Consider the following 11,957-nt stretch of genomic DNA (forward strand, 5'->3'; position numbering starts at 1 on the left):
GATTATGAAGGAAATTTCCTGCAAGCTGCTCGTCATCGGCGCCGGCCCCGGCGGCTACATCGCAGCCATCCGCGCTGGTCAACTGGGCATCGACACCGTGATCGTCGAAAAGGCCAAGGCCGGCGGCGCCTGTCTCAATGTCGGCTGCATTCCCTCCAAGGCTTTAATCCATGCGGCCGAAGAGTTCCACAAGCTGCGCGCGGCGGCGTCCGGCCGCAGCCCGCTCGGCCTTTCACTTGCCAACCCCTCAATCGATCTTGCCCACACCGTCGCCTGGAAGGACGGCATCGTCGGCCGGCTGAACGGCGGGGTGATCGGGCTCTTGAAGAAGGCCGGCGTCAAGGCGGTGATCGGGTCGGCTCGCTTCGTCGATGGCAAGACCGTCGACGTCGAAACCGAAACCGGGCTGCAGCGCATCCGCGCCGAGGCGGTCGTGATCGCCACCGGCTCGGCACCGGTCGAGCTTCCGGACCTGCCCTTCGGCGGGCCGATCATTTCATCGACCGAAGCCCTGTCGCTGAAGAGCGTGCCGAAGAGCCTCGCCGTCATCGGCGGCGGCTATATCGGCCTCGAACTCGGCACGGCCTTCGCCAAGCTCGGCAGCCACGTCACCGTCGTCGAGGCACTGACGCGCATCCTGCCGCAATATGATGCCGACCTGACGAAGCCGATCGGCAAGCGCCTCGGAGAACTCGGCATCGAGGTCTTCACCCAGACGGTCGCCAAGAGCTACTCCGCCGAGACCAATAGCCTGCATGCCGAGCACAACGGCCGCGCCGTCGACGTCGCCGCCGAAAAAGTGCTGGTCACCGTCGGCCGCCGGCCGGTGACCGAAGGCTTCGGCCTGGAGGAGATCGACCTCGACCGCACCGGCCGCTTCATCCGTATCGACGACCAGTGCCGCACCTCGATGCGCGGCATCTACGCCATCGGCGACGTCACCGGCGAGCCGATGCTGGCACACCGCGCCATGGCGCAAGGGGAAATGGTGGCGGAGATCGTCGCCGGCCATAAGCGAAGCTGGGACAAGCGCTGCATCCCGGCCGTCTGCTTCACGGACCCCGAAATCGTCACCGCCGGGCTCTCGCCCGACGAGGCCCGCGCCAGCGGCATCGAGATCAAGATCGGCCAGTTCCCCTTCCAGGCGAATGGCCGCGCCATGACGACGCTGTCGGAAGACGGCTTCATCCGCGTCGTCGCCCGCGCCGACAACCACCTGGTGCTCGGCATCCAGGCGGTCGGTCACGGGGTCTCGGAACTCTCGGCAAGCTTCAGCCTTGCGATCGAAATGGGTGCACGTCTCGAAGACATCGCCGGGACGATCCATGCCCACCCAACGCAATCGGAAGCCTTCCAGGAATCCGCACTGAAGGCGCTGGGACACGCGCTGCATATCTGATCGACGCGTTGTAAAATGGCCCCTCATCCGGCCTGCCGGCCACCTTCTCCCCGCCACGCGGGCAGAAGGACACACGCGGCGCCCGCTCCAACCATTGTGCCTATTGTCGCACGGGAGAAAGACATGAGCAGAATTGATCCGATCGTCATCGTTTCGGCGGCACGCACTCCGATGGGCGCCTTTCAGGGTAGCCTCAAGGATCTGACCGCGCCGGAAATCGGCGCCATCGCGCTGAAGGCAGCGCTCGATCGCGCCGGCCTAGACGCTGTCGACGAGGTGCTGATGGGTAATGTGCTGCCGGCCGGCATCGGCCAGAACCCAGCACGCCAGGCAGCCCTTGGCGCCGGCCTCGGCAAGGAAACGCCGTCGACGACCGTCTCCAAGGTCTGCGGCTCCGGCATGAAGGCGCTGATGCTTGGCCACGATGCGTTGCTGTCCGGCAGCGCCACCGTGCTGGCCGTGGGCGGCATGGAATCGATGACCAACGCCCCCTATTTGCTGCCGAAGGCGCGCGGCGGCTTCCGCCTTGGTCATGGCGAGGTCAAGGACCACATGTTCCTCGACGGCCTCGAAGACGCCTACTCTGGCCGGCTGATGGGCACCTATGCCGAGGACACGGCCGAGTACTACCAATTCTCGCGCACCGATCAGGACGCCTTCGCGCTTCGCTCGCTGGAACGTGCCAACCGGGCGGCTGAAGATGGTTCCTTTGCCGAGGAAACGGTAGTGGTCAGCGGCGCTGGAAAGCGGCAGACCGCCAACCTCGATCGCGACGAGCAGCCGACCAAATCGGATCCGGCAAAGATCCCGAAGCTCAAACCCGCCTTCCGCGACGGCGGCAGCGTGACCGCGGCCAATTCGTCGTCGATCTCCGACGGTGCAGCGGCGCTGATTTTGATGCGTGCAAGCGAGGCAGAAAAGCGGGGGCTGACGCCGCTTGCGATCGTCGCAGGCCACGCCGGCCACGCACAGGAACCGGCCTGGTTCACGACCGCGCCGATCGGCGCGATCGACAAGCTGATGGCCAAGCTCGCCTGGGAAAAGGGCAGCGTCGGCCTCTACGAAATCAACGAGGCCTTCGCCGTGGTGGCGATGGCGGCGATCCGTGATCTCGGGCTCTCAGACGAGATCGTCAACATCAACGGCGGCGCCTGCGCACTCGGCCATCCGATCGGCGCGTCCGGCGCCCGCATCATCGTGACGCTGCTTCACGCCATGCGCGCCAAGGGCGTCAAACGCGGAATTGCCTCTCTCTGCATCGGTGGCGGCGAGGCGACGGCGGTGGGGCTGGAGCTGTTGCAGTAGGTTACGAGCGGGATGAGGAAAAGTGCGCGCGGTTTTCCGCCCGCATCCCGCTCCAACTTATGAGAAGCGCCGCCGATCGAACGGGCGGCGCTTGTCGTTTTCAGCGGCGATTTGCCTTTCGCCCCTCTCCCATTGATGGCGAGAGGGTCAGATCGGCCGCTCTTTAGCCCATGCGCTCGGAAGCGTAGGAACCCGGGCTCGGCGGGAAGACGACGACTCGGTTGCCGTTGATGAAGCAGCGGTGATGGATGTGCGCGTGCACCGCACGGGCCAGCACCTGGCTTTCGACGTCGCGGCCGATCGAGACATAGTCTTCCGCGCTCTGGGCGTGGGTGATGCGAGCGATGTCCTGCTCGATGATCGGACCCTCGTCGAGGTCGGCGGTAACATAATGCGCCGTCGCGCCGATCAGCTTCACGCCACGCTCATAGGCCTGCTTGTAGGGGTTGGCCCCCTTGAACGACGGCAGGAAGGAGTGGTGGATGTTGATGATCCGGCCCGACATCTTCTTGCAGAGCGCATCCGACAGAACCTGCATGTAGCGGGCAAGCACGATCAGCTCGGCGCCGGTCTGCTCGACGATCTCCAGGAGCTGCGCTTCCGCCTTCGGCTTGTTCTCCTTCGTCACCTTGATGTGATGGAAGGGAATGTCGTGGTTGACGATCACCTTCTGATAATCGAAGTGGTTGGAGACGACGCCGACGATGTCGATCGGCAGCGCGCCGATCTTCCAGCGATAGAGCAGGTCGTTGAGGCAATGGCCGAAACGCGACACCATCAGGAGCACCTTCATGCGCTCTTCGCTGTCGCGGATTTCCGCCGTCATGTTGAAGCGCTTGACGACCGGCTCGAAGCCTTCCTTGAGCTCATCGAGCTTGACGCCTTCCTGGCTGATGAAGGTCAGCCGCATGAAGAACAGGCCGGTCTCGAGGTCGTCGAACTGCGAACTGTCTGAAATGTAACAGCCCTTTTCGGCGAGATAGCCGGTGATGGCGGCGACGATGCCGCGGGTGGTCTTGCAGCTGACGTTCAGCACATAGCTTTTCATCGGTAGGTCTCTCGCTCCAGAGGTTTTTCCGGCCCCCCCATATACGGCCAGTCACGCAAAAACTAGCGCGGCCTTTCCGCCGCCGTCGATCCATTCGCGACATTCGCTTGACGGAACCGGCCAGACGAGCCGGTCAGCACAATGGAGCTTCAGCCTGATGGTGCCTGGAGAGAGGATCGGGCAGAAAGTCGCACCGCCTCAGCGCGGCGTGCGATCCGGGTGCGCGCGAGCGAAAGCCTCGATCTCCGTACAATTCTGATCGATCGCGACAAGCCGCGGACAAGCGCCGAGATCCACCTCCCAGCGGCGGGCATTGTAGACCTGCGGCACGAGGCAGATATCCGCCATCGTCGGGGTGTCGCCATGGCAGAACCGGCCGGTTGCGGGATGGTCGAGCAGCCGTTCAAAGGCGGCGAGCCCTTCGCCGATGAACTTGCGCATCCAGTCGCGCCGCGCCGCTTCGCCATCCGCGGCATTGGCCATGACATGGGAGATCACGCCGAGATTGCACACCGGGTGGATGTCCATGGCGATCGCAAAGGACAGAGTACGCACCCGTTGGCGCCCGACGGCATCATCCGGCAGGAAGCCGCAATTGGCGCGTGTCTCGGCGAGATATTCGATGATGGCGAGCGATTGCGTGAGGCGCTCGCCATCGATGTCGAGCACAGGCACGAGCCCCTGCGGGTTGCGGGCCAGATGCTCAGGCTGCTTGTGGGCCTTGGCGAGCAGGTCGACCGGCACCGAACGATAGCTTTCGCCGAGGCTGTTGAGCGCAATCCGCACTCGGTAGCTCGCCGACGAACGCCAGTAATCGTAAAGGACGGTCTCGCTCATGCCTTTGCCCGTTCTGTCGCCCGGCCGTATCAGGCCTTGGTGTAGGCTTCGACGGTCTGCTCGATCGCGCCGAAGATCGAATGACCCGCCCTGTCCTTCATCTCGATGCGCACGACATCGCCGACCCTCAGGAAATGCGTCTTTGCTGCGCCGCCGACGATCGTCTCAATCATCCGCAGTTCTGCGATGCAGGAATAGCCGGCACCGCCCTCGGCGACCGGCTTGCCCGGGCCGCCGTCGAGCTTGTTGGAGACCGTGCCCGAACCGATGATCGTGCCTGCAGCAAGAGGACGGGTCTTGGCGGCATGGGCAACCAGCTGGGCAAAGTCGAAAGTCATGTCGATGCCGGCGTTGGCGCGGCCGAAGGGCTTGCCGTTGAGGTCGACGCAGAGCGGCAGATGCAGCTTGCCACCGTCCCAGGCGTCGCCTAATTCATCCGGAGAAACGGCGACCGGCGAGAAGGCGGAAGACGGCTTCGACTGGAAGAAGCCGAAGCCCTTCGCGAGCTCCGCCGGGATGAGGCCGCGCAGCGACACGTCGTTGACCAGCATGATAAGGCGGATGGCCGCCCGCGCCTCTTCGATCGTCGCCGCCATCGGCACGTCGTCGACGATGACGGCAACTTCGCCTTCCATGTCGACGCCCCAGCTTTCGTCAACAAGCGGGATCGGATCACGCGGCGCGATGAAACTGTCGGAGCCGCCTTGATACATCAGCGGATCGGTCCAGAAGCTCGACGGCATCTCGGCATTGCGGGCCTTGCGGACCAGTTCGACGTGATTGACGTAGGCCGAGCCATCGGCCCATTGGTAAGCGCGCGGCAACGGCGAGAGCGCATCATGTTCATGGAACCGGATCGTCGGCTGCGAGCCGGTCTCGATCCCGTCGGCCACGCGTGCCAGCCGAGGGCCGGCATGCGCCCAATCATCGAGCGCGGCCTGCAGCGTGCGGGCGATGTGCCCGACCTCGGAGCAGCGTGTCAGATCGCGGGAGACGACCACGAGCTTTCCGTCGCGCGAACCGTCCTTGAGTGTCGCCAGTTTCATGCAGTCCTCCCTCTCGATCTTTTCTTTGTTTCTCGTATCACCAGGCAGAAAACCGACCTAGTCGGACGAATCGTCCGTAAGCTTCACAACAAGGCCGTCGGCAGCGATCGTCAAGGCGCCCGCCCAGTTTTTGCGGGCGGCGGCAATCCACTGGTTTTCGGTTATCTCCGGATCATCGGCCGGGATCAGATGGTGCAGCACCAGCCGACCGACGCCGGCGGCCATTGCGACCGCGGCCGCCTGCTCGGCGAATGTGTGGCTCGCCAGCAGATGCTCCTTCAGCCGCGCGCCATTGCCGGTGCGCGCTACCAGCCGGTCGACGCCTTCGGCGAGCATCGCCTCGTGCACGAGAATGTCGGCGCCTCTGGCGAAATCGGCAAGCGGCGGGAAATAGGCCGTGTCGGACGAGAATACGACCGAGCCCTCCGCATGGTCGAAGCGGAGCGCAAAACAGTCGGTGACCGGCGGATGGTCGACGCGCAGCGCCGACAACGTCAGGCCGTTCTCCGAGAAGATTTTGCCCTCGGAATATTCGATGACCTCGACCAGCGCACGCAGGTCCGGCCGCCCTTCGTCGACGATGCGGATGTCGATGTCGAAAGCCATCGCCTGAAGGAAGCCGTGCCAATAGGCGCGGGTCCCGACGGGACCGAAGACGCGCACGGGAGCAGCGAGCCCGGCAGTCCACGCGGTGTGGATCAGCGGCCCAAGTTCCAGCACGTGGTCCGAATGCAGGTGGGTGATGACGATGAGGTCGAGCGCCTTCAGCGGCACGTCGGCACTGGTCAGCCCGCGGGTGACGCCGAGGCCGCAATCGACGACGATGGTCCGGCCGCCGATTTGAAGCAGGGACGAGGTCGGCCACGGGCCGCCCGGCCGGATCGCCGGACCGCCCTTGCTGCCGAGCAAAACGAGGCGTGAACTCAAGACCAATCGCCTTCCGGCGTCCCGTTGAACCGCTTCTTGAGATCGCTCCAGCAATCGATGTAGTTGTCCTGCAACGTCTCCAGTTCGGCGGCGAAGCGGGTCAGTTGCTGCGGGAAGCGGGTCTCGAACATGAAGGCCATCGTATTGTCGAGCTTCACCGGTTTCAACTCGCTGTTTGTCGCCTTGTCATAGCCAGACGCGTCAGGCCCGTGTGCCAGCATCATGTTGTGCAGGCTCATGCCGCCGGGCACGAAACCCTCTTCCTTCGCGTCATAACGGCCGTAGATCAGCCCCATGAACTCACTCATGATGTTGCGGTGGTACCAGGGCGGCCGGAAGGTGTGTTCGGCGACCATCCAGCGCGGCGGGAAGATGACGAAATCGACGTTCGCCGTCCCCTCTTCGCCGGAAGGTGCCGTCAGGACCGTGAAGATCGACGGATCCGGGTGATCGAAGAGAATCGCGCCAACGGGCGAGAAGGTCTTGAGGTCGTATTTATAGGGCGCGTAGTTGCCGTGCCAGGCAACCACGTCGAGCGGCGAATGGCCGATCTCGGTCACGTGGAAGCCGCCGCACCACTTCACATGCACGCGGCAGGGCGTCTCCTTCTCCTCGAAGGCGGCGACCGGCGTCTTGAAATCGCGCGGGTTGGCGAGGCAGTTTGCGCCGATCGGGCCGCGATCCGGCAGCGTGAACTTGGCGCCGTAGTTTTCGCAGATGTAACCACGCCAGACCTTCTCGTCGCCAAGCCGCGTGACCTTGAACATCGTACCGCGCGGCACGAGGCAGATCTCGGAGGGTTCCACATCCATCTTGCCGAGTTCGGTGAAGACCTGGATCGCGCCGGTCTCCGGAACGATCAGGAGCTCGCCGTCGGCGTTGAAGAAATAGTCGTCCACCATGTCGGCGTTGAAGGCATAGGCATGCGCCGCCATCCCGGTCTGCGTCGGTGCGTCGCCTGCCGTCGTCATCGTGCGGATGCCTTCAAGGAAATTGAGCTTTTCCGATGGCGTCGGCAGCGGGTTCCAGCGCAACTGGCCGAGTGCCAGCGAATGTTCGGCCATATGCGGCGCCGTCTTCCAGTGCGGATAGTCGATCTTGCTGAAGCGCCCGGTGTGGCGGACACTCGGGCGGATACGGTAGAGCCAGGAACGCTCGTTGGTGCCGCGCGGAGCGGTGAAGGGCGAGCCGGAAAGCTGCTCGGCATAAAGCCCGTAGGCGCATTTCTGCGGGCTGTTTTGCCCCTGCGGCAGAGCGCCGGGCAAGCTTTCGGTCTCGAAATCGTTGCCAAAGCCCGGCATGTAGCCGAGCGCCTCGGCTGCCTTGGCCTGTGCATCGGCCTGTTGTCCTGCCTTCTCGAGCATGGTTCGATCCTCCTCCTCCAAGCGCCTGGCTCCAGCAGAGGAGCGCCCCCTTTAAAAAGGGGCCGGCACACTTCTGGTGCCACGGCGACGGCTCATCCTCGTGGACGCGAGCGGCGCTTTCGGCATATTAGTTGCAATCGTAACTATCGATTTTGTAACTATCAAGGACACCGCGATGGCCACCGATGGCTTCGAACTCAACGCCTTTCTGCCCTATCGCTTGAACCGTGCAGCCGAATTCGTCGCCCTGCGCTTTGCCGCCCAATACAAGGCACGCTACCAGCTCACCCGCCCGGAATGGCGCACGCTCGCAGCCCTCGGCAGCACCGGCCGCCCGATGACGGCGACCGAGGTCGGCGCCCACTCGGCCATGCACAAGACCAAAGTCAGCCGCGCCGTCGCGGCCCTCGAAAAACGCCGCTGGCTGACGCGGCGCGAACATGAGGACGACCGCCGCGTCGAGCATCTGGCACTGACGAAGACAGGCATTCGGGCCTATGGCGAGTTGACCGAGCTTGCTGCCCGCTATCAGGCGGAATTGAATACGCTGATCGGCCCGACCGAGATGCAGGCGCTGGCTGCCGGCCTGGAAGCAGTGGAACGCGCCATCGTCAGGATCGAAAAACCCGACAACGCCCGCGGCTGAGAGCTCAGCCTTTCATCCGCTCCGGGATCGGCACGCCTTCGAAGCTTTTCAGCGTTTCGAGCACGATCGAGGTCTTCACATGCTGCACACTGTCATGGGGCAGCAGCACGTCGTTGACGAAGCGCGAAAGCCCGGCGAGATCCGGCGTCACCACCCTGAGGTGATAATCCATCTCGCCGGTCAGCGCATAGGCCTCCAGAACTTCGGGCAGGCTGGAGACGAGCTTGCCGAACCGCTTGGCATTGTCGCGATTGTGGGTGGCGAGCGTCACCGAGATCACCACCATCAGATCGAGGCCGAGCTTCTGCCGATCGATCTGTGCCTGATAGCCGGTGATATAGCCTTCCGCTTCGAGCCGGGTGCGCCGCCGAGAACATTGCGACGGCGAAAGCGCGATACGTTCGGACAGTTCGTTGTTGGTCAGATGCCCGTCGCGCTGCAATTCGCTGAGGATCTTGAGATCGAAGCCGTCAAGTTGCTCCATTCGTGCACCCTAATACAGTATTTCGCATGTTTCGTGCGCCATCCTGTCCAAACGGCGCAAGAATACAAGCATCATGCATGGGAATTGCGTCATACTCCAGCAAAGTTTGGAAGAATGAGAGGAGACTTCCGATGGGCCCCTTCCCGCATGACGCCCCGCCGGCAAAAATCACGGCCGAAAACCCCGCTGGCACGGATGGCTTCGAATTCGTCGAGTTCGCCCATCCGGAACCGGAGAAGCTTGCCGAACTCTTTACCCGCATGGGCTACAGCCCGGTCGCCAAGCACAAAACCAAGAACATCACCGTCTGGCGGCAGGGCGACATCAACTACATCCTGAATGCCGAGCCGGGTTCCCATGCCACGCGCTTCGTCGATCAGCATGGCCCCTGCGCGCCGTCCATGGCCTGGCGCGTCGTCGATGCCAAGCACGCCTTCGACCATGCGGTCTCGAAGGGCGCGATCCCCTACGAAGGCAACGACAAGTGTCTCGACGTTCCGGCCATCGTCGGCATCGGCGGTTCGCTGCTCTATTTCGTCGAGACCTACGGCGCCAAGGGATCGGCCTACGAGGCCGAGTTCGAATGGACCGGCGAGCGCAACCCGAAGCCGGAAGGCGTCGGCTTCTATTATCTCGACCACCTGACCCACAACGTCTATCGCGGCAACATGGACAAGTGGTGGGCCTTCTACCGTGAGCTTTTCAACTTCACGCAGATCCACTTCTTCGACATTGACGGCCGCATTACCGGCCTCGTCAGCCGCGCGATCACCTCGCCCTGCGGCAAGATCCGCATTCCGTTGAATGAATCCAAGGACGATACGAGCCAGATCGAGGAATATCTGCGCAAGTACAAGGGCGAAGGCATCCAGCACATCGCCGTCGGCACCGAAGCGATCTACGATGCCACCGACAAGCTCGCCGACAATGGCCTGAAGTTCATGCCCGGCCCGCCGGAAACCTATTACGAGATGTCACGCGAACGCGTGCACGGCCATGACGAGCCGATCGAGCGCATGAAGAAACACGGCATCCTGATCGACGGCGAAGGTGTGGTGAATGGCGGCATGACGAAGATCCTGCTGCAGATCTTCTCGAAGACCGTGATCGGCCCGATCTTCTTCGAGTTCATTCAGCGCAAGGGCGATGAAGGCTTTGGCGAGGGCAATTTCCGTGCCCTGTTCGAATCGATCGAAGCCGACCAGATCCGCCGCGGCGAACTGGGACCGCAGGCGGCCGAGTAAACAGGCCTGGCCCGGAAAATCTTGGCCGGACGCAGGGCCGGCCTCTCGAAGCTCAAGAGCCTCTCGCCCCAAGCGAGGGGCTTTTCTATGGAGCCGACATCTCACAACGCGATCGCGTCCGCGTGCACAATCGAACAGGTAGCGCAGTCGTCGAACTCAGTTCGTGACATCATTGACGACGCGCCAGTTCGGGCGGCCGAGGTCATGCGGCCATTCGATCACGTCACGATCGTTGAAGTAGACGACTTCGGCCAGTTTCGGGAACTGCGGATCCGGCTGTGTCGCGGCGTTCATCCACGGCTGCATATAGGCCTGGCTGCCTTCCCATCCGAGTTCGGCCACCCAGATCGGCTTGTTGTACTTGGCCACCAGGTCGTAGCCGGGCTTCAGCGCCTCGGCGAATGTCTTCGGTCCGCCGTACTCGATCTTGTCGAAGGGCTCGAGCCCGAAGACGGACAGCCCGACGAGATCGACATAATCGTCACCCGGATAGTAGGCTTCGAGGTTCGGCAGCCCTTTCGGCGACCACATGATCTGCGCTTTCGGCGCCTTCTTGCGCACGATGTCCATGGCGTGCCTGTAGGCCTTGATCCAATCCTGAGGTTGCCACCCGGCCCAGGAGAAGCGGCCGGAGGTGTCTTCCATTTCCTGCCCCCAGCGCACGATGACCGGGCTTTTCAGCTCGGCAATCACGTCGGCGATCGCTTCCATGTTGGGGTCATATTCGCCCCTGAGCATCCGGTCGCGGAGCTGCGTCGGCGTCAGTTTCCAGTCGAGCGACCAGGACCAGGGCTCGATGGTGATCAGCAGATTGCGCTTGCGCTGAAGCGCATACTCGTCAGCGGTGCGCAAGGATGCGAGATCGACGTCTTCCCACGGCAGGAACAGGGCCTCGGTCGTCACGTCGCTCTGGGCGCCGAAGTCGCCATGCGGATCATAGGCGCCGAATTTCGTTCCGCCGGGGTGCATGATGGGACGTTTGTCGATCATCGTCTCGGTCTGTCCGGCATTGCCCGCAGGATTGGCTTGCTCCTGCGCCAGCGCGGACACCAGGCTGCCGAAGTCCAGCTGCAGGGCCAGGGCAGTGCTGAGCGCGAATGCCAATTTGCGTTTCATTTCATCCTCCTGCTGCCTCTATTTCTTGGCCAGGAACTGTTCCTTGAGATGCAATGCCTTTGCCGTGATGTCGTCCTGCGCGACGAGGCTGTAGTAAGCGTCATCGGGCTTGGGCTTTGCGTGCTTGAAGACATACCACTCGCCGTTTGGCACTTTCCGCTGATAGATCGTGTCGCCGATCTTGGCGTGGCCGAAACAGGTCCGAGCATCGCCCGCATCGACCGCAGTCGTCCATACGGCCTGCATGCACATCATGCCGAGGTCGCTGACATACCAGTTGCCTTCGGCGAAGGATCGGTCACCGTTGCCCTTGTCGACAAAGGCCACCAGCTTTCGGTCATGCGCGGTAAAGCGTGCGCCGCCGGTCGACCATTGCCAGGTCTTGTTGCGGTAGAGCAAATAGACTTCATAAGCGCTGAGCGGCGTCGGCTTGATCTCCATCTTCGCCTTGACCGGCTCGGCGCCCAAGTAGACCGCGGCAGCTGCAAACGGCAGCAACAGCGGCAGAATCATGACTTTTGTCGACCCTTTCATCGCCATT

At 63.0% G+C, this 11,957-nt stretch carries 12 protein-coding genes; 4 read left to right on the forward strand and 8 right to left on the reverse strand.

Annotated features, from left to right (window positions below; genetic code table 11):
- The first annotated feature begins 4 nt into the window (after positions 1-4).
- Positions 5-1,399, forward strand: a complete 1,395-nt coding sequence (lpdA, locus tag AC0C6X_RS28430) for a dihydrolipoyl dehydrogenase (protein WP_472956371.1) — start codon at positions 5-7, stop codon at positions 1,397-1,399.
- Between the two features lie 123 nt (positions 1,400-1,522).
- Positions 1,523-2,704 carry an acetyl-CoA C-acyltransferase gene (locus tag AC0C6X_RS28435; protein WP_472956373.1) on the forward strand — a complete coding sequence of 394 codons (1,182 nt, stop codon included), beginning with the start codon at positions 1,523-1,525 and terminating at the stop codon, positions 2,702-2,704.
- 163 nt (positions 2,705-2,867) lie between these two features.
- Here the strand turns inward: AC0C6X_RS28435 and purU are convergent, their stop codons facing one another.
- From purU to hmgA, 5 genes are all read right to left on the reverse strand, one after another.
- Entirely contained in the window at positions 2,868-3,752 is an 885-nt protein-coding gene (purU, locus tag AC0C6X_RS28440; RefSeq protein ID WP_173520255.1) for a formyltetrahydrofolate deformylase, read from the reverse strand.
- Positions 3,753-3,950: 198 nt separating this feature from the next.
- A complete protein-coding gene (gene maiA / locus AC0C6X_RS28445; protein WP_472956375.1) occupies positions 3,951-4,589 on the reverse strand; it encodes a maleylacetoacetate isomerase in 639 nt (212 codons plus the stop codon).
- 29 nt (positions 4,590-4,618) lie between these two features.
- Entirely contained in the window at positions 4,619-5,635 is a 1,017-nt protein-coding gene (locus AC0C6X_RS28450) for a fumarylacetoacetate hydrolase family protein (protein WP_247959868.1), read from the reverse strand.
- Positions 5,636-5,692: 57 nt separating this feature from the next.
- Positions 5,693-6,562: an MBL fold metallo-hydrolase gene (locus tag AC0C6X_RS28455; RefSeq protein WP_247959869.1), complete on the reverse strand. Its 870-nt coding sequence runs from the start codon at positions 6,560-6,562 to the stop codon at positions 5,693-5,695.
- Positions 6,559-7,926, reverse strand: a complete 1,368-nt coding sequence (gene hmgA, locus AC0C6X_RS28460) for a homogentisate 1,2-dioxygenase (protein WP_472956377.1) — start codon at positions 7,924-7,926, stop codon at positions 6,559-6,561. Before hmgA ends, AC0C6X_RS28455 begins: the two co-directional genes overlap by 4 nt.
- A gap of 175 nt (positions 7,927-8,101) precedes the next feature.
- Between hmgA and AC0C6X_RS28465 the strand changes: the two genes are divergently transcribed.
- Positions 8,102-8,572, forward strand: coding sequence for a MarR family winged helix-turn-helix transcriptional regulator (locus AC0C6X_RS28465; protein ID WP_173520250.1), 471 nt, complete (start codon positions 8,102-8,104; stop codon positions 8,570-8,572).
- A 4-nt stretch (positions 8,573-8,576) separates the two neighbouring features.
- Here AC0C6X_RS28465 and AC0C6X_RS28470 read toward each other — a convergent pair whose 3' ends face one another.
- A complete protein-coding gene (locus tag AC0C6X_RS28470) occupies positions 8,577-9,056 on the reverse strand; it encodes an Lrp/AsnC family transcriptional regulator (protein ID WP_065375464.1) in 480 nt (159 codons plus the stop codon).
- A gap of 131 nt (positions 9,057-9,187) precedes the next feature.
- On the opposite strand from AC0C6X_RS28470, the gene hppD reads away from it, so the two are divergent.
- Positions 9,188-10,300 (forward strand): 4-hydroxyphenylpyruvate dioxygenase, encoded by a 1,113-nt coding sequence (gene hppD / locus AC0C6X_RS28475; RefSeq protein WP_247959871.1) that lies wholly within the window; start codon positions 9,188-9,190, stop codon positions 10,298-10,300.
- A 156-nt stretch (positions 10,301-10,456) separates the two neighbouring features.
- Here hppD and AC0C6X_RS28480 read toward each other — a convergent pair whose 3' ends face one another.
- Positions 10,457-11,416, reverse strand: a complete 960-nt coding sequence (locus tag AC0C6X_RS28480) for a glycoside hydrolase family 26 protein (protein ID WP_173520248.1) — start codon at positions 11,414-11,416, stop codon at positions 10,457-10,459.
- Between the two features lie 18 nt (positions 11,417-11,434).
- Entirely contained in the window at positions 11,435-11,950 is a 516-nt protein-coding gene (locus AC0C6X_RS28485; RefSeq protein WP_173520247.1) for a DUF995 domain-containing protein, read from the reverse strand.
- Positions 11,951-11,957: the final 7 nt, after the last annotated feature.

Source organism: Ensifer sp. VA4 (assembly GCF_055710065.1).